The organism is Halomonas organivorans, from assembly GCF_014192055.1.
Lineage (GTDB): Bacteria > Pseudomonadota > Gammaproteobacteria > Pseudomonadales > Halomonadaceae > Halomonas > Halomonas organivorans.
In genome coordinates this window covers 268,700-289,165 of the sequence record NZ_JACHXM010000001.1, presented here as the reverse complement: position 1 = coordinate 289,165, position 20,466 = coordinate 268,700, and the positions used below count along the sequence as shown (strand labels likewise).

23 protein-coding genes are annotated in these 20,466 nt (G+C 66.8%); 10 read left to right on the top strand and 13 right to left on the bottom strand.

Annotated features, from left to right (window positions below; translation table 11 throughout):
* The first annotated feature begins 37 nt into the window (after positions 1-37).
* Positions 38-487 carry a hypothetical protein gene (locus FHR96_RS01290; protein ID WP_183385825.1) on the top strand — a complete coding sequence of 150 codons (450 nt, stop codon included), beginning with the start codon at positions 38-40 and terminating at the stop codon, positions 485-487.
* An 18-nt stretch (positions 488-505) separates the two neighbouring features.
* Here the strand turns inward: FHR96_RS01290 and FHR96_RS01285 are convergent, their stop codons facing one another.
* From FHR96_RS01285 to FHR96_RS01270, 4 genes are all read right to left on the bottom strand, one after another.
* On the bottom strand, positions 506-1,855 hold the full coding sequence (locus FHR96_RS01285) for a GGDEF domain-containing protein (RefSeq protein WP_183385824.1): 1,350 nt from the start codon (positions 1,853-1,855) through the stop codon (positions 506-508).
* A complete protein-coding gene (locus tag FHR96_RS01280) occupies positions 1,848-2,966 on the bottom strand; it encodes an ABC transporter substrate-binding protein (protein WP_183385823.1) in 1,119 nt (372 codons plus the stop codon). The genes FHR96_RS01285 and FHR96_RS01280 overlap by 8 nt, the downstream gene beginning before the upstream one ends.
* 186 nt (positions 2,967-3,152) lie before the next feature.
* Positions 3,153-3,566, bottom strand: a complete 414-nt coding sequence (arfB, locus tag FHR96_RS01275) for an alternative ribosome rescue aminoacyl-tRNA hydrolase ArfB (protein WP_183385822.1) — start codon at positions 3,564-3,566, stop codon at positions 3,153-3,155.
* Positions 3,567-3,587: 21 nt separating this feature from the next.
* Positions 3,588-3,803 (bottom strand): DUF3820 family protein, encoded by a 216-nt coding sequence (locus tag FHR96_RS01270; RefSeq protein WP_183385821.1) that lies wholly within the window; start codon positions 3,801-3,803, stop codon positions 3,588-3,590.
* A gap of 196 nt (positions 3,804-3,999) precedes the next feature.
* On the opposite strand from FHR96_RS01270, the gene FHR96_RS01265 reads away from it, so the two are divergent.
* Positions 4,000-4,632, top strand: a complete 633-nt coding sequence (locus tag FHR96_RS01265) for an SDR family oxidoreductase (protein ID WP_183385820.1) — start codon at positions 4,000-4,002, stop codon at positions 4,630-4,632.
* A 16-nt stretch (positions 4,633-4,648) separates the two neighbouring features.
* On the opposite strand, the gene FHR96_RS01260 is transcribed toward FHR96_RS01265, so the two are convergent.
* Together FHR96_RS01260 and FHR96_RS01255 are read right to left on the bottom strand one after the other, a co-directional pair.
* Positions 4,649-5,539 (bottom strand): GGDEF domain-containing protein, encoded by an 891-nt coding sequence (locus tag FHR96_RS01260; RefSeq protein WP_183385819.1) that lies wholly within the window; start codon positions 5,537-5,539, stop codon positions 4,649-4,651.
* Positions 5,530-6,333 carry an EAL domain-containing protein gene (locus FHR96_RS01255; RefSeq protein WP_183385818.1) on the bottom strand — a complete coding sequence of 268 codons (804 nt, stop codon included), beginning with the start codon at positions 6,331-6,333 and terminating at the stop codon, positions 5,530-5,532. Before FHR96_RS01255 ends, FHR96_RS01260 begins: the two co-directional genes overlap by 10 nt.
* Positions 6,334-6,514: 181 nt before the next feature.
* Between FHR96_RS01255 and FHR96_RS01250 the strand changes: the two genes are divergently transcribed.
* The gene (locus FHR96_RS01250; protein WP_183385817.1) at positions 6,515-6,874 is read left to right on the top strand and encodes a hypothetical protein; all 360 of its coding nucleotides are present in this window, start codon (positions 6,515-6,517) and stop codon (positions 6,872-6,874) included.
* Between the two features lie 204 nt (positions 6,875-7,078).
* Here FHR96_RS01250 and FHR96_RS01245 read toward each other — a convergent pair whose 3' ends face one another.
* The gene (locus FHR96_RS01245; RefSeq protein ID WP_183385816.1) at positions 7,079-8,236 is read right to left on the bottom strand and encodes an HlyD family secretion protein; all 1,158 of its coding nucleotides are present in this window, start codon (positions 8,234-8,236) and stop codon (positions 7,079-7,081) included.
* A 42-nt stretch (positions 8,237-8,278) separates the two neighbouring features.
* Positions 8,279-9,823 carry a DHA2 family efflux MFS transporter permease subunit gene (locus FHR96_RS01240; protein ID WP_183385815.1) on the bottom strand — a complete coding sequence of 515 codons (1,545 nt, stop codon included), beginning with the start codon at positions 9,821-9,823 and terminating at the stop codon, positions 8,279-8,281.
* A 388-nt stretch (positions 9,824-10,211) separates the two neighbouring features.
* Here FHR96_RS01240 and FHR96_RS01235 point away from each other — a divergent pair, with 388 nt between their 5' ends.
* Complete coding sequence (locus FHR96_RS01235) at positions 10,212-10,745, top strand: YgjV family protein (protein ID WP_183385814.1); 534 nt, start codon at positions 10,212-10,214, stop codon at positions 10,743-10,745.
* 166 nt (positions 10,746-10,911) lie between these two features.
* Here FHR96_RS01235 and bfr read toward each other — a convergent pair whose 3' ends face one another.
* The 3 genes from bfr to FHR96_RS01220 all read right to left on the bottom strand — a co-directional run bounded on the left by bfr (position 10,912) and on the right by FHR96_RS01220 (position 13,612).
* Positions 10,912-11,379: a bacterioferritin gene (gene bfr / locus FHR96_RS01230; RefSeq protein WP_183385813.1), complete on the bottom strand. Its 468-nt coding sequence runs from the start codon at positions 11,377-11,379 to the stop codon at positions 10,912-10,914.
* A gap of 160 nt (positions 11,380-11,539) precedes the next feature.
* On the bottom strand, positions 11,540-12,748 hold the full coding sequence (gene pncB / locus FHR96_RS01225) for a nicotinate phosphoribosyltransferase (protein WP_183385812.1): 1,209 nt from the start codon (positions 12,746-12,748) through the stop codon (positions 11,540-11,542).
* Between the two features lie 99 nt (positions 12,749-12,847).
* On the bottom strand, positions 12,848-13,612 hold the full coding sequence (locus FHR96_RS01220; protein ID WP_183385811.1) for a DUF1499 domain-containing protein: 765 nt from the start codon (positions 13,610-13,612) through the stop codon (positions 12,848-12,850).
* Positions 13,613-13,791: 179 nt separating this feature from the next.
* Between FHR96_RS01220 and FHR96_RS01215 the strand changes: the two genes are divergently transcribed.
* A complete protein-coding gene (locus FHR96_RS01215; RefSeq protein WP_183385810.1) occupies positions 13,792-14,625 on the top strand; it encodes an AraC family transcriptional regulator in 834 nt (277 codons plus the stop codon).
* A 13-nt stretch (positions 14,626-14,638) separates the two neighbouring features.
* Positions 14,639-15,253, top strand: coding sequence for a LysE family translocator (locus FHR96_RS01210; RefSeq protein ID WP_183385809.1), 615 nt, complete (start codon positions 14,639-14,641; stop codon positions 15,251-15,253).
* Positions 15,254-15,287: 34 nt separating this feature from the next.
* On the opposite strand, the gene FHR96_RS01205 is transcribed toward FHR96_RS01210, so the two are convergent.
* Positions 15,288-16,205, bottom strand: a complete 918-nt coding sequence (locus tag FHR96_RS01205; RefSeq protein ID WP_183385808.1) for a LysR family transcriptional regulator — start codon at positions 16,203-16,205, stop codon at positions 15,288-15,290.
* A 104-nt stretch (positions 16,206-16,309) separates the two neighbouring features.
* On the opposite strand from FHR96_RS01205, the gene FHR96_RS01200 reads away from it, so the two are divergent.
* The 4 genes from FHR96_RS01200 (at position 16,310) to FHR96_RS01185 (ending at position 19,415) form a co-directional block, all read left to right on the top strand.
* Positions 16,310-17,050, top strand: coding sequence for an SDR family oxidoreductase (locus FHR96_RS01200; protein ID WP_183385807.1), 741 nt, complete (start codon positions 16,310-16,312; stop codon positions 17,048-17,050).
* 184 nt (positions 17,051-17,234) lie between these two features.
* Positions 17,235-17,966 carry an oxygen-insensitive NADPH nitroreductase gene (nfsA, locus tag FHR96_RS01195; protein WP_183385806.1) on the top strand — a complete coding sequence of 244 codons (732 nt, stop codon included), beginning with the start codon at positions 17,235-17,237 and terminating at the stop codon, positions 17,964-17,966.
* A gap of 173 nt (positions 17,967-18,139) precedes the next feature.
* The gene (locus FHR96_RS01190) at positions 18,140-18,757 is read left to right on the top strand and encodes a DUF2238 domain-containing protein (protein WP_221195653.1); all 618 of its coding nucleotides are present in this window, start codon (positions 18,140-18,142) and stop codon (positions 18,755-18,757) included.
* Between the two features lie 289 nt (positions 18,758-19,046).
* Complete coding sequence (locus FHR96_RS01185) at positions 19,047-19,415, top strand: nuclear transport factor 2 family protein (protein ID WP_183385805.1); 369 nt, start codon at positions 19,047-19,049, stop codon at positions 19,413-19,415.
* A 29-nt stretch (positions 19,416-19,444) separates the two neighbouring features.
* On the opposite strand, the gene FHR96_RS01180 is transcribed toward FHR96_RS01185, so the two are convergent.
* Positions 19,445-20,380, bottom strand: coding sequence for a LysR substrate-binding domain-containing protein (locus FHR96_RS01180; RefSeq protein ID WP_183386086.1), 936 nt, complete (start codon positions 20,378-20,380; stop codon positions 19,445-19,447).
* Positions 20,381-20,466: the final 86 nt, after the last annotated feature.

The following is a 20,466-nucleotide window of genomic DNA, read 5'->3' as shown; positions in this document are numbered from 1 at the left end:
TCGTTCCTTTCCTAGCTTCGTTGGGAGATATCGCACCATGAACACGACGCCACTCACCGCCAGGCTGGGTCGCAGTCTGCTGCTGGCGCTTTCGCTGGTGGCCGGTTCGGCCCTCGCCGCAGACGGTCAGGATCTGACCTTCCAGGGCGATGCCAGCTTCCAGGGGCCCCACGGCGGCATGCCGATCCAGGCGGCACTGGTGGACACCGCCAGCGGCGATACCATCGCGGTGGAAACCGGCGAGGTCTCGGCCGATGCCGATCCGAGCTTCACCTTCACCTTTCCAGGGGCGCTCACGGACGACGGCAGCTACGCCGTGCACTACTGGATCGACTCCAACTTCGGCGGCGGCACCGCCGGCAACTGTGACGACATGCAGCACGACCATCAGTGGAGCGTGCCCATCCAACCCACCGGCGGCCCGGTGACCCATACCGAGCACCACGATCCTTCGGCTCAGACCGCCGTCTGCGACACTTTCCGCTGAGCGAAGGACTGCCGAGACTCATTTCTCAGGCGACAGCTCCCGTCGACGGTCGTCGTCGCTGACCCGGTCACGACCGCTGCGCTTGGCACAGTACAGGGCGCGATCGGCCCGGGTGACCAGGCCGTCGATGGCGGTGTCGTCCGACGTCACCAGCGTCACCCCGATGCTGACCGTCAGTGTCCAGGGAAGGCCCTTGACTACCAACTCGGTCACTTCGCCGCGGAGCCGCTCGGCGGCTTCCAGGGCCTCTTGCCGTGTGGCGACCTTGATCAGGCCGATGAACTCCTCGCCGCCGAAACGGGCGATGAGGTCGCCCTGGCGTCGCGATCGCTTGAGCAGCTCGGCGAGCGCTCGCAGGACCCGGTCGCCCAGGTCGTGCCCGAGCCGGTCGTTGATGGCCTTGAAGTCGTCCACGTCGACCAGGATCAGCGCGAAGCGTTCACCGTAGCGGTGCCAGTGCTCGAGGTAGCGCGGCGCGGCCTCGAAGAAGGCCCGGCGGTTGTCCAGGCCGGTAAGCGAATCGCTGTAGGCCTGCTGCCTCATGGCCTGCATGGTTTGCTCCAGCTCCAGCGTGCGCTCGAGGATCCGCTGCTCCTGATGGCGATTGGTTTCCTCGAGGGCCTGCTTGGCGCTGCGTAATTCCTCGACCCGTGACGCCAGCCGCTGCATCAGCGAGCGGGCGGCCCTCTCGAGGGTGAGGATCTCGTCATCGTGACGATAGCGGGGCGGCGGACACCGGTCTGCTGCGAAGTCACGATCGTCGGCTTCGTCCAGCAAGCGCGACAGCCGACTAATCGGCCGAATGGTCAGTGCGTGGAACACGGCGAACAGCACCAGCGCCAGGACCAGGGCGCGGAGAGTACCGGTCAGCAGGGTCGCCAGCATGCGGGTGGCGAAGCCATTGATGGCACTTGCCGGACTGATCTCGAGCACCAGGGTGCCGATGGGTGACTGGCCCTGGTGATGCAGCGGCAGTTCGAGTCGTCGTTCTCCGCCGAACAGCCCCGAGCCGAACGGCAGCCAGGTGGCGGGCCTGTCTACCCGGGTGTCGCCCAGCAGGATCTCGCCGGGCAGTCTCAAGCGGCATCCGTGGATGGCAGGATGGGCGGTCATGCCCTCGCACATCACCCTTGCCAGATGGCCGTCCAACTGCCAGGCGGCGGTGGCGGCAGTGCTCAGGGTGGTGGCCACCAGCTGGTCCAGCGTCTCCTGCTGCGCCCGCCGGTCGTTTCGATAGTCGATCACGATCTGCATCGCGGACAGCAGCCAACCCGCGGCCAGTGCCACGACCAGTACCAGGCGCACCTGGCGACGGGCCAGTCGGCTGCCGAATGCCGCCCGCAGCCTGCGGGCCAGTCGCCTAGTCATCCGCGGCCTCCAGGGGGCGAATGGCCGCCTGCAGGGCCGCCAGCGAGAAGTCGTAGCCGGTGCGCTCGGGATGGTGGTAGCGGCTGAAGCGCCGGAAGTCGATCCGCGACCACTGTCGTTGCGTCAGGATCTCTTGCAAGGCACCGGGGATCGGCGCGCGCAGCGCGGCCATGGGGAAGTGCAGCTGCGTCGTCTCGGCGGTGATCGGGATGCCATGGTGCAGGTCATGCAGCAGTACCATCGCCCAGGCGCCGGCCAGGAAATGGCCGCCGTGGGTGAGCGTCATCTCGCCGTCGTTGACCCGTGCCAGGGCGGCGGTGGACCAGTTCATGCCGACCACCGCATAGTCCCGCCCCGCCATCAAGCCATGCCGCTCGGCCGCCGCCATGGCACCGAGCGCGATGGGGTCGTTGGCCGCCCAGATGGCATCGAAGCGGCGCTGCGTGCTCAGCCAGGTATCGATGCGACGATAGGCCTCGTCGTAGGACCAGTCGACCACCAGGCGGCGCCGCTCGTCGACGTCCGGGGCGGCCGCCAGCGCTCGATCCAGGCCGGCCAGCCGCGCCTGGGAGGCCGGAGTGGCAACGTCGCCGGCCAGCGTCATCAGTGCGATGCGACCCGGCTGGGGCGAGAGACCGCGGGCGGCATCGAACAGCGCCGTGGCCATCTCGTGGCCGGCGCGCTCGTTGTCCGGGGTGAGGCTGCCCAGCCAGCAGGGCAATTCCTGGCCCGCTCGTCCGACGCGTGCCACCTGTCGATCGGTCAGGGTGTTGAGCAGCAGCAGGGTCGGAACGCCGCGCGCATCGGCGGCCCGCACCAGGTCGGCGGCCTGGCCGTGCTCGTTGACCAGGATCAGGTAGTCGGGCGGTGAAGGCGAGGCGATGGCGGCCTCGGCGTTGGCCCGCATGCGCGGCCATTCCCGTTCGCCGTAGCTGATCTCCAGCGACAGTCCGAGCTGCTCGGCCGCGGCGCGCATGGTCTCGCTGACCGAGCGCCAGAAGCCTCCGGAAGCGAAGCCGGGGTTCACGAACCTGACGTGGATCGGTGCCGAGGCATCCGCGGCCGTCGGTGATGACAGGCAAAGGGGGGCGAGGCAAGCGAGCACGAGCATGAAGAATCTCAATGGGCCTGCCTCGCGCGTGTCAGGGAAGGAACGTGCACGCCGTCCCCGGCAGCGAAAGGGGACCGGCGAGCAGCGACGCCCCTCATTGTCTTACCGGAGATGCCTGATATTCAATCCAGCGATATCCACGCTTCGCCGCCGCGAGGCAGGGCAGGACGCCAAGGCCGGCGGCGCTCAGGGCCGTACCTTGCCGCGCAGTGCCTTGGTCTTGCCCTTCTTGACCTTCTTGTCGACTCGTCGGCGCTGGGACGCCTTGGTCGGGCGAGTCGGCTTGCGGGTCTTGCGCTGGCGGATGGCCTGGCGGATCAGTTCGCGAAGCCGGTTCAGCGCATCCTCCTTGTTGAGCTCCAGGGTCCGATGTTCCTGAGCCTTGATGACGATCACTCCGTCCTTGCTGATGCGCTGGTCGGAGAGCGCCAGCAGGCGTTCCTTGTAGAAGTCCGGCAGGCTGGAGGCACGAATGTCGAAGCGCAGGTGCACCGCCGAGGCGACCTTGTTGACGTTCTGCCCGCCGGCGCCCTGGGCGCGAATCTGATGGATCTCGATCTCGTGATCGGGGAGCTCCACGGTGTTGGAGATGCGCAGCATGATCACCTCGTCGGTCGACGTTCAGTCTTGATGCCGGAGCGGCTCGAGGAGCTCATTGAGACCGTTGTGATCGATCTCGTGCATCAGCGCCAGCAGCCAGCCGATCTGGCCCTCCGGAAAGCCTTCGCGAGCGAACCAGGCCAGGTAGGGGCCGGGCAGGTCGGCGATCAGGGTGCCCGCGTGCTTGCCGAAGGGCATGCGCAGGGTGACCAGGCGTTGCAGGTCCTCGGGGTGCAAGGCGCCGCTCCTTCATCATGGGGTTCGTGAAATGACGTGGCAGGTTACGCCACCGCAGAGCGCGGGGCCAGCCCGTTACCGGTGCCGGTGGTGGCGCTCTGAAGCGCGCATCGCGGCCGATGCGCTCCTTGCGCCCTTGAACTTCGCGCTACCGGCCCGCATGCAGTGAAGGCAGTCATCCCCACGAGGAGATCTCATGACGACACTGGTGATCGGTGCCAACGGCCAGATCGGCCGGCAGTTCTGCGAGCTGGCCCAGGCGGCCGGGGAGCCCATCAGGGCCATGGTGCGAGGCGAGACCCAGCGCGCCTGGTTCGAAGAGCGTGGCATCCCGAGCGTTGTCGCCGACCTGGAAGGCGATTTCGCCCATGCCCTCGAGGGCTGCGACCAGCTGGCGTTCACCGCCGGTTCCGGACCCCATACCGGCCCCGACAAGACCCTGCTGATCGATCTCTACGGCGCCATGCGGGCCGTTGACCTGGCGGCCGAGCGGGGGCTCGCGCGCTTCGTGATGGTCAGCGCCCTGCGCGCCGAGGATCCCCAGGCGGCGCCCGAGAAGCTGCGCCCCTACATGGCCGCCAAGCTGGCCGCCGACGCCTATCTCAAGGCCTCCGGCGTGCCCTGGACGATCCTCAAGCCGGGGCGCCTGATCGACGAGCCGGCCACCCGTCGCGTGGCGACCTCACTGACCGAGACCGGGGGCGAGAACACCGTGTCCCGGGCCAACGTGGCCGAGGCGTTGCTGCACCTGGTGCAGGCGCATGGCCTGTCGGGCCGCGAGTTCCTTCTGCTGGACGGCGAGCGGGCAATCTCCGAGGCACTGAGCTGAGCGGCGCGAGGCCGGTTCAGCCGTCCTGGGCTGCCCGAATGCGGTTGCGTCCCGCGGCCTTGGCGCGATAGAGCGCGCGGTCGGCACGTTCCAGCAGGGCATGGCTGGCTTCGTTGCCGGCCAATGCCGCGACACCGGCCGAAAAGGTCAGGCGGAGCCCCGGCCTGGCCAACGGCTTCGTCGGCAGCTCGCAGCGCAGTCGTTCCAGACTGGTTTCGGCATCCGGCCGGGTCACCCCAGGCAGGATCACCAGGAACTCCTCTCCGCCGAGGCGGGCCAGCACGTCATAGTGGCGCAGCCCGTGCAGTAGTGCGTCGGCGGCGCCCTGCAGGGCCTCGTCGCCTGCGGTATGGCCGTATCGGTCGTTGACCTGCTTGAAATGATCCAGGTCGCAAATTGCGACGCATAGGGCGCCGCCGAGCCGCCGATGGCGAGCGATCTCCTCCTCCAGGCGGGCCAGTCCGGCGCGGCGATTGAGCAGGCCGGTAAGCTCGTCGTGACGGGCCAGGTAATCGAGCCGGCGTTCCAGGGCCTTGCGCTCGGTGATGTCGGTGACGAAGGTGACCTTCTTCGCTTCGCCGGCATCGTCGAAGAGGCGCGCGGCCTCGGCGATGATGGTGCGCCGCTCACCGTTCTTGCGTCTTACCTCCCACTCCTGGCGTCGAGCCAGGTCTTCCTCACCGCGGATCAGCCGCTGATGCATCTCGAGCAGTTGTCCACGCTGCTCACTCGGCACCATCATGGTGAAGGGCTGGCCCAGCAGTTCCTGTTCCGCATAGCCGTAGAAGTCGCAGTAGGCGGGATTGACCATCTCGTAGCGGCCCGTGGCATCGGTGATGGAGATGCCGATCGGTGCCGCCTGGATCAGTCGGGGAATGTCGTCGGGCCCGGTCAAGGTCAGCGGCATGCGGCATCCCTCCTGGACAGTGGGGCGGCGTGGAGCGCCTCGAAGCGTTCCGCTGGGACCGTCGCCAGGGCATCCAGTGCCGGCCGGGCGAAATAGTAGCCCTGTTGGAGCCCGATGCCGGCCTCTAGCAGCCAGCAAGCCTCCGCCGCGGTTTCCACGCCCTCTGCGATCAGCGTCAGGCCGAGCCGGCGTGCCAGGGTCACCGTGGCCTCGATCAGCGCCTGGCGCCGTGGATCCCGATGGCAGTCCTCGATCAGGCGCCGGTCCAGCTTGAGCTTGTCCGGGTGCAGGTCGGCCAGCATGTCCAGGTTGGCGTGGCCGGTGCCGAAGTCGTCCAGGGCGACGCGAAACCCGCGTCGCCGGTAGGCGGTAATGATGGCCATCAGGTGGTCCCGGTCACTGATGCGCTCCGACTCGACGATCTCGAAGATCAGCTTCTCGGGCGGCCAGCCGACCCGGTGCGAGACCTCGAGGGTGGCCGCCAGGCAGGCCTCGGGTTCGTAGACGGCGTTGGGCAGGAAGTTGATCGACAGCGACTCCCGCATGCCTAGCCGACTGGCTTGCTCGATGGCCCTGACCCGACAGGCCTGATCAAACCGGTAGAGCTCTACATCGGTGACGCGGTCCAACACTTGGCCGGCCGGCTCCCCACCGGGGCCGCGCACCAACGCTTCATAGGCGTGGATGCGCCGATGCTCGACGTCGACGATGGGCTGAAAGGCCATTGTGAAGTCGAAGGGCAGCGCTCCCTCGCAGCGACGGCAGTGGCCCGTGACCCGTGCACAGTGTGCCATGGTGGTTCCCCGGCGATGTGCCACCACTCGGCCCGGGCAGGGGAAAAGGGATGGCAGACAGATGTATTTCGTTGCCAAGTATCGTTTTTGTACTGTTCTTGTACAAGTATTTGGCGTGTCCTCGACGTTCTGGCACCTTGTCGGCATCATCGGTGCCTAACCGTTTTCCCAGGAAGCCCGCATGACCGACCCCCTTGCCGACGAACTGGCCCGTCGTGTTCGCCGTCAGCTCGAGATGGCTCCCGAAGCCGTGCTGCCGATGACCTATCAGCAGCTCGCCGAGGCCCTCGAGCTCACGCCGCCACGCACCATCCGCCGCGTCGCCTTGGCGCTGGAGGCGCTGATGCGCGAAGACGCCCGCGAGGGGCGTCCCTTTCTCGCGGCCCTGGTGGTCAGCCGTCAGGGCGAGGGGCTGCCTCGGGCGGGATTCTTCGAGTTGGCGGTCGAGCTGGGGCGTTTCCCCGATGACCCGGATGCCCAGGCCACGGCCTGGCGGGAGGAGTTCCGTCTTGCCCTGTCGGCACGGCTGACTGGTCGTTGAGCGACGGCGCCGTGTCGACTATCGGCCACTCTGACATGAACTGAAGGCATGCTACGAACCGAAGCCACTCACGGATAGCGTGGGGAAGAGCCGGGCAGTATCACCCGTCCATGGGCTCGTCATGGTGTCCATGCGCAGGCGCGGGTGGGCCCGCCACGGTAGGTGAGGGGGCGCGTGGCGGGAGAGACGAGCCGAGAGGGGAGATCAGGAGTGGCGCTGTCCCTGGTCGCTGACGTCGATGTCCACCTCGACCATCATGCCAGGGCCGATCAGCTCGGTGGGACCGTCGTCAAGGGCGATCCGCACCGGCAGGCGCTGGGTGATCTTGGTGAAGTTGCCGGAGGGGTTGGGGTCCGGCAGCAGCGCGAACTGACTGGTGGCCGCGCGCCCGATGACCGTGACATGGCCATGGAAGGCATCGTCGGGAAAGGCGTCGACGGTGATGTCGACCGGCTGGCCGACGCGCAGTTCGCCGATATCGGTTTCCTTGATATTGGCCTCGACCCACAGCTTGTCGGGGTCGTGCATCATCAGGATCGGCTGGCCGGCGGCGATGAACTCGCCCTCGTCGACCAGCGTCTTGTTGACCACGCCGTCGATCGGGCTCGGCACGCGCAGGTCGTCGAGGCGCAGCTGCTGCTGTGCCAGTCGTGAACGGGCCTGGGCCAGCTCCTGGTTGGCCACCGCCAGCTGGGCGCGGATCACGTCGGGATTGGGCAGCGGCATCTGCGAGCCGCTGATGAAGCCGACCCGGGCGTTGTCGGCCTGGGCCTGGCTGACCTCGACCTCCCGAGAGGCCTGGCGATACTCCGCCTGGGCCGACTGCAGGGTGTAGTAGTCTTCGTCACGCTGCTGCTGCGAGACCGAGTGGTTGGCCAGCAGTGAATTAGAGCGTTCGTAGTCCTTTCGCGCCTGTTCGAGGCGCGCGTTGGCGGCGTCCATGGCTGCACGGCTGGCTTCCAGCTCCTGATGGGTCAGGTTCTGGCCGCCCTCGAACTGCGCCTGGGCAAGCGACAGCCGCGAGCGCTCGTAATCGAGCCGTGCCTGCCGAGCGGCCACACCGGCCTGAAGCGTCGCCAGCTGTGTCTCGTCGGGGCGGCTGTAGAGCTGCGCTACCCGGTCGTCGCGAGCCAGGGTATCGCCCTCGGTGATCGAGAAGTCGGTCACCCAGCCCGCCAGGCGACTGCTGACGGTCACCTGGTTGGCCATCACCCGGGCATCCTGGGCGCTGACATGGGTCAGGCGGTGATGGATCGCCAGGCCGGCCCAGGCCAGGCCGGCCACGACCAGCAGAATGAGCAGTCCCAGGCGGGGCGCGCTGGGCAGGCGACGGGAAGCGGCTTGCGGAGTTGGCGATGCCATGTTGAAGGTCCTCGAACTGACGAAAGGATGATGGGCGACGCCTCAGGCGTGGCGCCAGCGACTGAGCAGCAGCGACGGGATGGCGACCACCATCAGGCTGCCCACCAGCAGCCAGAAGCCGTCCTGATAGGCGAGAATCGCCGCCCAAACCGACTCGAGTCGGCCCATCAGGTAGCCGGCCGCGGCCTGCTGCTGGGTGTCCGGGATGCCGAAGCGGGCGGCCAGGTCGGCGTAGTCGCCGAGTTGGCCCGAGGCCATGGCGTTGTCGGCGTTGACGCCGGCATTGAGGTGGTGGCCGTGCTGGGCGGTCTGCCGATCGAGCAGAATCACCAGGCCCGCCGTGCCGAGCGCTCCGCCCAGCTGCATGGCGAAGTTGATCGCTCCCGAGCCGTGGCCGGTGAGGCGCAGCGGCAGCGCGGCGATGGCGTTGGACAGGGTCGGGGGCGGAAAGGAGGCCATGCCGATGGCCATGATCGCCATGCTGCCCGCCAGGAAGGCGAAGGAAGTGTTCCAGTCCATCTGCGCCATGTGCCACACCGAGAACACCGTGCAGGCCAGCCCCGGCAGGGTGATCCAGTGCGGCGGATAGCGATCGCTGAGCCAGCCGACCAGTGGCACCAGTACGCCCAGCACCGCCGTCGACGGCACGAAGATCATGCCGGCGGTGACCGGGCTGTAGTGCAGCACCGACTGCACGAACTGCGGCAGCAGATACATCACGCCGTAGAAGGAGCCGCCGAACAGCAGCATCGCCAGGGTGCCGACCACGAACAGCCGATAGCGGAAGATCGCCAGGTCGAGCAGCGGATGTTCGCTGCGTCGCTGCCAGGCCACGAAGAACGCGCCGCAGGCCAGCGAGAACAGGGTCAACAGCGGGACACGCGGATCGTCCCAGCCCCAGCGCTGGCCGTTGGAGAGCGCCGCCAGCACGGCGAACACCGCGGCGAACAGCACCACCACGCCGGCCCAGTCGAACGGCGGCCGCGGGCCCTTCTGCTCGCGGGGCGGGAGGAAGAAGTAGCCCATGACCACCGCCGCCAGGCAGATCGGCAGGGTGATGAAGAACACATAGCGCCAGGTGAAGTTCTCCACCAGCCAGCCGCCGATCACTGTCGCCAGGGTCAGCGGCAGCCCCAGGCACATGCCGTACATGGCCACCGCCATGCCGCGTCCCTCGGGCGGATAGGCCGCGAACAACGCCTGCATGGCCACCGGTCGGATCAGCCCGGTCATCGCGCCCTGGATGATGCGGGCGGCGATCAGCGCCGCCATGCCATCACCCAGGCCGCCCAGGATCGAGGCGGCCACGAACACCAGCAGCAGCCCCATGAAGGTGGCGCGCTGGCCGACGGCCGCCACCAGCCAGGGGGCGACCAGCAGTGACACCGTGGTCGAGGCGAGAAAGCCGGTGGACAGCCACTGGACCTGGGAATCGCTCATGCCGAAGGCGCCCTTGATGTAGGGAATCGCCACGTTGACGATGGTGATCGACATGCCGAGTGCCACCAGCCCCAGCATCACCGTGAGGGTGACCCATAGCCGGTAGCGGGGGCCGTAGCGTTCGAAGAGCCGCTCCACCTGGGTCATGGGCGACACCCCACGACTCGGGGCAGCTGGCCCTGAGGGACATCATCGCGCAAGGGCGCTCTCCTTCATTCGCCGAGGCTTCCGGACCGATCGAGCAAGGGCGGCATGATTCGCCACCCATGCCGGGTGTCCGGCAGACAGGCGGGCCGGCACCCTGGAAGATGCCGGCCCGAAGCGAGGAAACAGCAAGCCATGAGACTGGAGTAGCCAGTTCATAGTTCGTTGGCTAAATATCCTATCGTACCCTGGCGGCAAAGCACAGGGTTGGTGGGGGTTGCGGCTCGCTGCTCGATGGGGATAGCTCGAGCATCGCCTGTCCGGGGGCACCCTCTTTCGCGCACAGGGCTCATGCTACCCTGGCGCGTCATTTCCACTATCGGAGCCGTGAATGGACGTCATCGGCCTGAGAGAGCTGTTGGGGCAAGGCGTGAGCCTGGTGGCGCTGGCGCTGTGCGTGATCGGCTTCGCCAGCAAACGCGACCAGCGGCTGTTCGGACTGCTGCTGATCGCCAACGTGGCATTTGCCGCCCAATTTGCGCTGTTCCAGAGCTGGGTGGCGGCGGGGATCTCGGCACTGATCGTGCTGCGCATCGCCCTGGTGCGCCGCTATCCGGGCAATGTCGCCATCATGGCCGCCATGCTGGTCGCCACCCTGGCGATCGCCGCCCTGACCTGGAGCGGTCCGCGTGACGTGCCGGCTCTGCTGGCCGGGCTGCTGGGCACCTACGGCATGTTCATGCTGCGCGGCATTGCCATGCGCGCGGTGCTGGCCGCGGCGGCGTTCTGCTGGATCGTCAGCAACCTGCTGGCCGGCTCCATCGGTGGCACCCTCGCCGAGGCGCTGATCTGCATCACCAACTTGGTGACCATCTGGCGCCTGAAGCGCGCCGAGAGGCGCTATGGGCCAAATAGAATGGTCTGAACCGGATCCCGAGTCGCTCAGGCGGACTCGGTCTCCTTGCACACATCCACCTCCTCGGCTTGGGCCAGTTCGGCCAGTCGAGCGGGGGAAGGCGCACCGTGCCGGGCTGGGCGCCGGCGGCGTGAAGGGCCGGCCGGCGTGAGGTGATGCGGGCAGGGCGCCCGGTTTACATCTGGGCGACGAGGTAGTTATCGCGGCCGACCAGCTTGATCAGCCGCAGCTGCTGCTCCAGCCAGTGGGCGTGATCCTCCTCGGTGTCGGAGAGCAGCGGCAGCAGGATGGCGCGGGTGTTGAAGTCGCGCTCGCGCTCGCACAGGGCGATGGCGGCCTTGAGCGCGTCGCCCACCTCGTACTCCAGCTGCAGGTCGTTGGCGAGCATCTCTTCAACGTCCTGGCCGATGCGCACGGGCGTGCGGGTGTGGATGTCCGGCTTGCCCTCGAGCATCAAGATCCGTTCGATCAGCTTCTGGGCGTGGCCCTTCTCGTCGTAGAACTCGTGGTCGATGCGCTCGTGGAGCTTGCTCAGTCCCATGTCGGCGTACATCTCGGCATGGACGAAGTACTGGTCCATGGCGGCGAGTTCGGCGGCGAGCAGGCCGTTCAGGGCGTCGATGATCTGCGGGTTGCCTTGCATGGTGTCCTTCCCTGGCGAGAATGTCTGGCTGCATCCTAGTGCGAGTCTTTTAGATGGTCAATTTTTCTTTTATTTTCAGTTATTTGAGACTATCTTTGCGTGCGATTCGCATTCGGTCCAGGGTTCGCGTCTCGCCCCTTTCCAGGCGCTGGAGCCGCCTTCAGGGGGCGGGTGGCACTCCGAACACGCTCTTCAGGTAGTTCACGTACTCCGGATCGCGGGTCGTCGCCTTGCCCGGGGCGTCGGAAACCTTGGCCACCGGCTGGCCGTTGCAAGCGATCATCTTGATCACGATGTTCATCGGTCGTACCCCGGGCAGGTCGCAGGTCAGGCTGGTGCCGATCCCGAAGCTGGTTCGGATACGGCCGTCCAGCGCGGTCTTGATCGCCATCGCCGAATCGAAGGTCAGCGCATCGCTGAAGATCAGGGTCTTGCCGCGCGGGTCGATGCCCAGCGTCTCGTAATGGCGGATGCACTTCTCGGCGAACACCATGGGGTCGCCGCTGTCATGGCGCAGGCCGTCGAACAGCTTGGCGAAGTACAGGTCGAAGTCGGCCAGGAAGGCATCCAGGGTGATGGTGTCGGTCAGCGCCACGCCGAGGTGGCCGCGATACTCCTGTACCCAGGCCTCGAGGGCGGCACGCTGGCTGTCCACCAGGCGGCTGCCGAGCTGCTGGTGGGCCATCACCCACTCGTGGGCCATGGTGCCCATGGGAGCCAGGCCGTGGCGCCGCGCGATGTCGACGTTGCTGGTGCCGACGAACTGGCCGGGAAATTCCTCGGCCAGCACCGCGACGATGGCTTCCTGCACCGGCTGTGAGAGCCGCCGCCGGGTGCCGAAATCGGCCAGTCGGAAGCCCGCCAGCTGGGCCGGCGTATAGTCGGCGCGCAGCCGGGCCATCTTCTCGCGCAGCCGTGCCACGGCCTGGTCGACGCTCGCCTCGGGGTTCAGCGTGTGGTTGCGCACTTCGCTGATGATCGCCAGGATCACGATCTCGAACAGGATGCTGTGCGTCCACGGGCCGTCGATGACGATGCACAGCTCGCTGCCTTCCATGTACAGGTCCACGTACTCGGGGCGGAAGCGATACAGCTCCAGGAAGCGGATGAAGTCCGGCGACAGGTAGGCGAACTCGCCCAGGTAGGCCGACTCCGCCTCGCTGAGCGACAGCGCCGTGAGGCTGTCGATCTGGGCGCGGATCTCGTCGAGGTAGGGAGCGAGGTCCTCGGCGTCGCGGCAGCGGAACTCCCAGGCCACGCTGGCGTTGGGATACTTGTGGTGAACCCCTTGCATCATGGTGAGCTTGTACCAGTCGGTATCCAGCAGCGAGGTGATGATCTGACCCGGGGCGCGGTACGTGGCCGCCATGAAGAATGCTCCCTGTGAGTGGCGATGAGCCCGGCGTGAGCCGGTCCATGATGGTAGCGTGTTCACTATTTGATGACGAATCGTTTTCGCCCGACGGCGTCACGAGGAGAGACGGGCGGTCAGTGCTTCGAGGAAGTTCTGGATACGCGCCGCATTGGTGCCAAGGTCGCTCTTGCCGATGCGCGAGGCCGAGCGCATGTCCACTCTCGTGCCTTCGTCGGTCGGCGTCAGGCGGATCACGATATCGTCCTTGAAGCCGAACCATCGGGTGGTGGCCACCGCTTCCAGCCGCTGCTCCGAGGCTGCCGCGATCTCCCAGCCGCGTTCCCGGGCCAGGGCCTCGGCGGCGGCGTGCACCTCGGGGAGCGGGCGAGCGATCGTGAGCGGCCCCAGGTCCGGGTAGCCGGCTCGCTGGGTCTCGGCGAAGTCGCGCGGGTAGGCGAGCGCATTGGGCGCGGTCCGGCGTGCCTCGGCCAGCGCCTCGAAGGCCGGCGGGTTGGCCAGGTCGGTAGTGATGTCGTGGATCGGCGGCACGCTGCGGGCCAGCTCGCGCAGTTGCAGGGGCTGTGCCACCAGCGCTACCACCGCGACGATCACCAGCATGCCGACCAGGGCCGGCTTCCAGCGTCGACACAGGCCAGCCACCAGGAAGGCCAGCACGCCGAGTCCGGCCGCGCCCAGGCTCAGCAGGGCGCCGCGACGCAGCAGCGAGAACGACTCGCCGAGCGACAGCCACTCCAGGCGATAGGCCGGCCCCACGCCGCCCATCAGCAGCGCCGCTACGGCCAGCAACACGACGGCCAGCCAGGCCAGTGCCACCGGCCAGCGGCCGCCGCGGGGGCGAGGCTTGAAGGTCAATGACATGGCGCGCGCGTCCTCCCTGCGTTGCGGTACATGGCCTCCTAATATAGTGCCCGTGGCGTCCGCCTGCCGATCCCCGTCACAGGCGAATCCATGCACCGGGAGAATCCGCAATAATGTCCAAGCCTGGGGCGTGGGAGACGTCTTAAGCTTCGAAGGGTTGGTGCTCAAGGAGAGATGGCATGGCGACACGGTCCAGCCGGTTTCACTACGTGAAGAGTCGGTTCATTCCCGAACTCACGGTGCTCCATGCGCAAATGAGCGACTTCAGCTACGATCGGCACGCCCACGAGGAGTACGCCTTCGGGGTCACCCTGTGCGGGCGTCAGGACTTCTTCAGCGGCGGCGAGTTTCATCGCAGCCCGCCCGGCCACGTCATCCAGTTCAATCCCGAGGAAGTGCATGACGGCCACCCGGGTGGCGAGAGTCCGCTTGGATACGTCATGGCCTATGTCTCCCCGGCGTCGCTGGAGGCATTGTTTGCCGCGGCGCTGGGGAACGAGCGCGCCGGCGGATACAGGAACAGCGAGACGCTGATGTCGGATCCCGTGCTGCGTGCTGCCATCCTGGAGCTGGTGCAACTGGTGACCCGTGGGGTCGGCAATCGCCTCGATCAGGAGCATGCCCTCTACCGGGTGGCGACGGCGCTCGTGCAGCGTGCCGGGCAGTGCCAGCCGGGAGGCCCGGCACGCCGGGCGGATGCCCTGCTGCTGCGCGCCAAGGACTACATCCTCGCGCATCTGGCGGATGACGTATCGCTGGACGACATCAGCCAGGCCGCTCATCTCTCGAAGTATCACTTCCTGCGCCTGTTTCGTCAGCAGTTCGGCATCACGCCGCACCAGTACGTGCTCAACTGCCGAATCAACGCCGCGCGCAATGCCCTGGAGGCCGGCGCCGTGCCCAGCGACGTCGCCATTCGCTTCGGCTTTGCCGACCTTAGCCATTTCAATCGTCGCTTCAAGCGCATCTACGGCATGACGCCCCACCAGTACCAGCGAAGCGTCATCAACTGATCGAGGTTCCCCCATGCTGGAGATCGTCGCCTATGCCCTGGGCGTCATGTACACCCCTGGGCCAGTGAATCTGCTCGGCCTGAATGCCGGGCTCCATGGACAGGCCAGGACCTCACTGGGGTTCTTTGTCGGGGTCGGGCTGGCCATGCTGGTACTATTCGTGATGTTCGGCTGGGTCGGCGCGGCCTGGGTCGGGGGCGACATGCTGGCGCTGGTGGCCGCCCTGGGCTGCGGCTACATCCTTTATCTGGCCATCAAGGTCGCGCGCTCGAGCATCGAGCTTGCCGTACCGCGACAGGCGCCGCGGGTGCTGAGCCTGCGCGATGGGCTGATCATGCAGCTCTGCAACCCCAAGGCCATCATCGCGACCCTGCCTATCGTCACGATCCAGTTTCCCGCCGCCGGCATCCACGGCGTCGGCCTGCTGCTCTGGTCGCTCGCGCTGGCCGTGCTGGCGACCGGAGCGCCCGGCAGCTACGCGCTGATGGGGGCCCTGCTGGGGCGGCGCATCGAGAATCCCAGGGTGCTCTCCGGCTTCAGCCTGGCGATGTCGGCCCTGCTGGTGGGAGTCTCCGTATCGATCGGCTATGAGCACGTCTGGCTGCCGCTCACCGCCGACCTGGGGTGAGGCGCCGGCAGCGTTACCCGCGGTATCTTCACGCCTATGTGGCCGGCGCAGGGCCGTCGAAGCGCTCGCCATAGAACGACACGATCCAGTCCAGAAAGACGCGCACCCGGGGCGACAGCTGGCGTCGCTCTGGGTAGACCGCATACAGCGGCAGGACGGGCTTGGGCCATTCGGCCAGCACCTCCACCAGTTCGCCGCTGGCCAGTAGCGAGGCGACCGAGAAGTGGGGCAGCTGGATCAGTCCGCAGCCCTGTCGCGCGCACTCCACGTAGTTCGTGCCGTCGTTGACCGTGATCCAGCCGCCGGCCTCGAAGCTTCGCGGGTGTCCGTCGACGAGCAGGTCCAGGGTGCTGTCCGTCGCCTGGTTGCCGGAAAAGAACCGCACCACGGCATGAGCGTGCAGCGCGTCAGGATGCGTCGGCACGCCGTGGCGTTCCAGATACGCCGGGCTGGCGCAGATCACCTGTGGCATGTCGGCCAGCTTGCGGGCAACCAGGCTGGAGTCCTCGGGGACACCGGAACGCAGCGCGCAGTCCACGCCTTCACCGATCAGGTCGACGCGGCGGTCGCCGCTGGTCAGCACCAGGCTCAGCTCGGGATAGCGGCGATGGAAATCCTGAATGCGTGGCAGCACGATTTTCCGGGCCTGAGTGCCGTGCATCTCGACGCGCAAAACGCCGGATGGCTGTCGGGCGGTGGGCTTCAGCATCGCCTCGGCGTCTTCCAGCTCGGCCAGCAGATGCACGCAGCGCTCATGGAAGGCCTTGCCCTCGAAGGTCGGACGTACCTGGCGCGTCGTGCGCTCCAGCAGGCGCACGCCCAGCCGCTGCTCCAGCTTCTGGATGGTCAGGGTCGCCGTCGCCCTCGGCATGTCGAGCCCGTTGGCCGCCTTGGTGAAACTGCCGGTCTCGACGATGCGAACGAACAGCGTCATGGCGTCGAATCGGTTCATGAAGATTGTTTTTCTCAGATGAATAGAGTTCTCAGATTAGATGATTTATCCATGCTGGTGGAATGCCGATACTCGACGGCGTTCACCGAGACAGGAGATGAAACATGGCGGAGGCAGTTCGGAAAGTCGCTCTCGTGACGGGGGCCTCGCGCGGCATCGGCCGCTCCATCGCCCTCAAGCTGGCTGAGGATGGCTTCAGGGTGGTCGTGAATTATGCCGGCAACGAGGCGTTGGCCAATCAGGTGGTGGCCGATATCCATGACCAAGGCGGCCAGGCATTGGCCTTGCAGGCGGATATCCGTGACGCGACGTCTGTCACGCGTCTCTTCGAGCGCGTGCTGGATACCTGGGGGCGCCTCGATGTGGTGATCAACAATGCCGGCAGCATGGAAATGGCCGACATCGCTACCGATAACGTCGCGGCGCTGGATCGCATGTTGAATACCAACCTGCGCGGCAGTTGGCTGGTCATGGCCAAGGCCGCCGAGACCCTGGGCGAGGGCGGTCGCATCATCGCCCTTTCATCCAGCGTGCTGGCCAAGTCCTTTCCCGGCTATGGCGCCTACATCGCCAGCAAGGCGGGAGTCGAAGGCCTGGTAAAGGTGCTGGCCAACGAGCTGCGCGGCCGGCAGATCACCGTCAACGGCGTGGCACCCGGCCCCGTCGAGACCGAGCTGTTTTTCGAGGGCAAGAGCGACGAACAGGTGCAGCGTCTCGCCGGCCTGACACCGCTGGAGCGACTGGGGCAGCCGGAGGACATCGCCGATGTGGTCGCCTTCCTGGCCGGTCCGTCAGGTCGCTGGGTCAACGGACAGATCCTGCGAGCCAACGGCGGTTTCGCCTGATCCAGGCGGTGAGCCGTTTCGGGTCGGTGCTGGGCCTCGCTCGGGTGACCGGGGCCCTTGCGCAACTCGCCTGCAGGAATTCGGCCGCATCGAAGGCCACCATCTCGTCAGAGTGATGGAAGATCGTGAGCCGGTTAAGTATCTTGGGGGCCGACATTGTCGATACCGACTTCCACGAGGCCCCATGAACCCGACCATCGAACTGCTCAAGTCCCACCGCTCAGTGCGCAAGTTCACCGAGCAGAAGATCCCCCATGAGCTGCTGCTGGAGCTGGTCCGCGCCGGCCAGGCCGCGGCGACCTCCAGCCACGTCCAGGCCTACAGCGTCATTCACGTCACCGACCCGGCCAATCGCGAGGCGATCGCCGAGCTGGCCGGCGGCCAGGGCTATGTGGCCAGCGCCTCCGACTTCCTGGTGTTCTGCGCCGACATGAAGCGTCCCACCGAGGCTTCCGAGCGCACCGGCGCCAACGTCGTGCGTGGCATGACCGAGCAGATGCTGGTGGCCAGCGTCGATACCGCGCTGATGGCGCAGAACGTGGCGGTGGCTGCCGAGTCCGAGGGCCTGGGCATCTGCTACATCGGCGGCATTCGCAACAACCCCCAGGCCATCAGCGATCTGCTGCACCTGCCCGAGCATGTCTTCCCGGTATTCGGCATGTGCCTCGGCTACCCGGCCCAGACGCCGGACCTCAAGCCGCGGCTGCCGGTGGAGGCGATCCTCAAGACGGATCGCTACGATGCGGACGACAAGCAGGTGGCGGCCTTCGACGACACCATGCAGCAGTACTATCGCCAGCGCAGCGGCGGCAACAAGGAATCCGACTGGTCGCGCAACCTCACCCCGCTGTTCGACACCAAGCTGCGCCCTCATATGCGCGATTTCCTGATCGAGCGCGGCTTCGAGATGAAGTGAAGGCAGGCGGTCAGCCTTCCTTGTTGCGCTGCCTTGCCGGGAGCAGGACGCTCGGCTAAGAGTGAATCATGCGACCGACAGGCAGCACCATGCAGTGACCCGAGCCGCAGGCGCCGTCTACGGCGACGCGTCGCCGCCGCTCAGGGGGCGCGGTCCGCGTCGACTGGGTCCCGTTGTCCAGCGAGGTGACCGCGATCAAGTACATCTGGGCAGGCGTGTTCGTCGTGGTGCTGTTCTGGTCGGGCATTCATCCCGCGGATCGCGCCACCTGGTGGCTCGAGGTGTTTCCGGCCCTTCTCGGTGCCGTCGTCCTGTGGGGCACCTACCGCACCTTCCGGCTGACGCCCCTGGTGTACACGCTGATCCTGATGCACTGCATCGTGCTGATGATTGGCGGGCATTACACCTACGCCGAGGTGCCCTTCTTCGATGGCTGGCTGGGGTCCGAGCGGAACAACTACGACAAGCTTGGCCACTTCTTCCAGGGCTTCGTGCCGGCGCTGATCGCCAGGGAAATCCTCGTCAGGAAGCGGGCGGTCAACGGGCGGTGGTGGCTCAGGCTGTTCGTGGTTTCCGTGGTGCTGGCCATCAGCGCCTTCTACGAGCTCATCGAATGGTGGGTGGCGCTGGTGTCTCGCGAGGCGGCCGACGCCTTCCTGGGCACTCAAGGCTACGTCTGGGATACCCAGTCGGACATGGCGCTGGCCTTGCTCGGGGCCATCTGCGCCGTCGTGCTGCTCTCCAGGGCGCAGGATCGCCAGATCCGTCGGCTGGCGGCGGGGAGCGGATAACGCCCCGGTCGCGCGTGGCGTTCGCCGCGTGCCGTTCGAGTCTCTGCGGTCGGCCGCCACACTATACTGATCAAAAGGGGCGCCAGACTCGATCGCCGGCATGATCTGGCCTCGTCGACCGTGCCCAAGGCATCGAACGAGGAGCAGAATCTCCGGCATGCGGGCGGTCCGGCGCTATCGATGGGCCGCGAAGAGGCGCGCCGGAAAGCGAGTCACCGGGATCTCGCTGCGCTGTGTTTCGTAAAGTCCCGTAAGCTGCTCTACCCCAGGGGGAATGGAGGGCGAGAAGATGAACGCGGCGGAATATTTGAGTGCGTATGCGGAAGGCTGGAGCAAGGGCGATGCCGAGCGGATTCTCGAGGCGACGGCGGAGGACTACACCTTCGACGATCCCAACTTCGGAATCGTGTCGCGGCAGGCCTTGCCGGAGTATCTGACGGGGTTGAAGGAGGCCATCGCCGCTCAATGCGGGGGGCGGCTTCCTGATCCCTTGATGGTGCTGTCCGACGTGCTCAGTCGGGAGGGAGACGGTGTCCTCACGGCGTCTTGCTGGTGGACCGTCCCGGGGACGCAGGTCAAGGGGAGCGGCCTGATCAAGGCCGATGCGACCGGGGTGCACTCCGAGGTGATCACCTATTACACCAGGCTCGCCGGCTAACCGGCCGCGGCTGCCCTCCTGGCGAAGTGCTACGGGCGCTCGCCGGAGGGCTCGCGAGCATCCCCGGCGCGTTGGCACAGCCCGCCGTGCACGCGCAGTATCCAGTCGCGGATCGCCCGAATCGTCGGGTCATCGCGCCGACCTTGCGGATAGACCAGGTGGAACGGCTTGCCTTCCAGCTCCGGTCCGAAGGGTTGCACCAATCTCTCTTCCTCCAGCTCATCGGCGATCAGTCGCCGGCTCATCAGTGCCACGCCCTGGCCGCCGATGGCGGCGGAAATGGCATGGGTCTCATCGGAGAACACCAGCCCTGCGCTCACGTCCAGCCCGGGCACCTCGGCCCGCTTCTGCCAGCCGGCCCAGTCCAGGGGCGTCACCGAGCCCCCCTGGGGGCGGAAGTGGATCAAGGGGTGCTCGGGCAGTTCGCACGGGTCGCTCAGCCCCAGCTGCGGGCTACAGGCCGGGATAAAGGTGTTGTCGAACAGCTTTTCCGCCACCAGCCCCGGCCACTGGCCGTCGCCGTAGCGAATCGCCAGGTCCGCGGTCACGCCGTCCAGCGCCACGGATTCGTGGGACGCATGGATACGCAGGTCGATCTCGGGGTGCGACTCTCGCAGCAGGCACACCCAGGGCAGCAGCCAGCGCACCGCCACCGCCGGGGTCGTGGAGAGCGTGACCGATTGGCGGGCAGGCGGTGTCTTCAGCCGCTCCAGGGTTTCTCCGATGCGGTCGAATGCCGCCTCCAGCGTATGGAACAGCTCTCGTCCCTGAGGAGTAAGCAACAGCTGCCGGGGCCTTCTGACGAATAGCGCCACCTCGAGGGCATCCTCCAGGCCGCGGATGTGGTGGCTGATGGCCGTGGCGGTCACGGACAGCTCTTGGGCGGCCCGCTTCGCGCTCTCGTGGCGGGCGGCGGCCTCGAAGGCGCGCAGGGCAGACAGCGAGGGGAGTCGGCGAGGGGTCATGGGTGAGGTCAACTCATTCATGTCGGCAAGTATTCATCGTTTGTGGCGCTGATGGAGTAGGCATAGGCTCGGTTCCCCATCAACGA

Bases quoted from the DNA above. Each gene is read 5' to 3' on its own strand.
- FHR96_RS01210 (WP_183385809.1), top strand. From the start codon at position 14,639: ATGCTGGAGATCGTCGCCTATGCCCTGGGCGTCATGTACACCCCTGGG.
- pncB (WP_183385812.1), bottom strand. From the start codon at position 12,748: ATGGCGGCCACGTACCGCGCCCCGGGTCAGATCATCACCTCGCTGCTG.
- FHR96_RS01280 (WP_183385823.1), bottom strand. From the start codon at position 2,966: ATGCTCGTGCTCGCTTGCCTCGCCCCCCTTTGCCTGTCATCACCGACG.
- FHR96_RS01200 (WP_183385807.1), top strand. From the start codon at position 16,310: ATGGCGGAGGCAGTTCGGAAAGTCGCTCTCGTGACGGGGGCCTCGCGC.
- FHR96_RS01255 (WP_183385818.1), bottom strand. From the start codon at position 6,333: ATGGCACACTGTGCACGGGTCACGGGCCACTGCCGTCGCTGCGAGGGA.
- FHR96_RS01290 (WP_183385825.1), top strand. From the start codon at position 38: ATGAACACGACGCCACTCACCGCCAGGCTGGGTCGCAGTCTGCTGCTG.
- FHR96_RS01205 (WP_183385808.1), bottom strand. From the start codon at position 16,205: ATGAACCGATTCGACGCCATGACGCTGTTCGTTCGCATCGTCGAGACC.
- FHR96_RS01235 (WP_183385814.1), top strand. From the start codon at position 10,212: ATGGACGTCATCGGCCTGAGAGAGCTGTTGGGGCAAGGCGTGAGCCTG.
- FHR96_RS01240 (WP_183385815.1), bottom strand. From the start codon at position 9,823: ATGACCCAGGTGGAGCGGCTCTTCGAACGCTACGGCCCCCGCTACCGG.
- FHR96_RS01220 (WP_183385811.1), bottom strand. From the start codon at position 13,612: ATGTCATTGACCTTCAAGCCTCGCCCCCGCGGCGGCCGCTGGCCGGTG.
- FHR96_RS01285 (WP_183385824.1), bottom strand. From the start codon at position 1,855: ATGACTAGGCGACTGGCCCGCAGGCTGCGGGCGGCATTCGGCAGCCGA.
- FHR96_RS01260 (WP_183385819.1), bottom strand. From the start codon at position 5,539: ATGCCGCTGACCTTGACCGGGCCCGACGACATTCCCCGACTGATCCAG.
- bfr (WP_183385813.1), bottom strand. From the start codon at position 11,379: ATGCAAGGCAACCCGCAGATCATCGACGCCCTGAACGGCCTGCTCGCC.
- nfsA (WP_183385806.1), top strand. From the start codon at position 17,235: ATGAACCCGACCATCGAACTGCTCAAGTCCCACCGCTCAGTGCGCAAG.
- FHR96_RS01250 (WP_183385817.1), top strand. From the start codon at position 6,515: ATGACCGACCCCCTTGCCGACGAACTGGCCCGTCGTGTTCGCCGTCAG.
- FHR96_RS01180 (WP_183386086.1), bottom strand. From the start codon at position 20,380: ATGACCCCTCGCCGACTCCCCTCGCTGTCTGCCCTGCGCGCCTTCGAG.
- FHR96_RS01265 (WP_183385820.1), top strand. From the start codon at position 4,000: ATGACGACACTGGTGATCGGTGCCAACGGCCAGATCGGCCGGCAGTTC.
- FHR96_RS01215 (WP_183385810.1), top strand. From the start codon at position 13,792: ATGGCGACACGGTCCAGCCGGTTTCACTACGTGAAGAGTCGGTTCATT.
- FHR96_RS01185 (WP_183385805.1), top strand. From the start codon at position 19,047: ATGAACGCGGCGGAATATTTGAGTGCGTATGCGGAAGGCTGGAGCAAG.
- arfB (WP_183385822.1), bottom strand. From the start codon at position 3,566: ATGCTGCGCATCTCCAACACCGTGGAGCTCCCCGATCACGAGATCGAG.
- FHR96_RS01245 (WP_183385816.1), bottom strand. From the start codon at position 8,236: ATGGCATCGCCAACTCCGCAAGCCGCTTCCCGTCGCCTGCCCAGCGCG.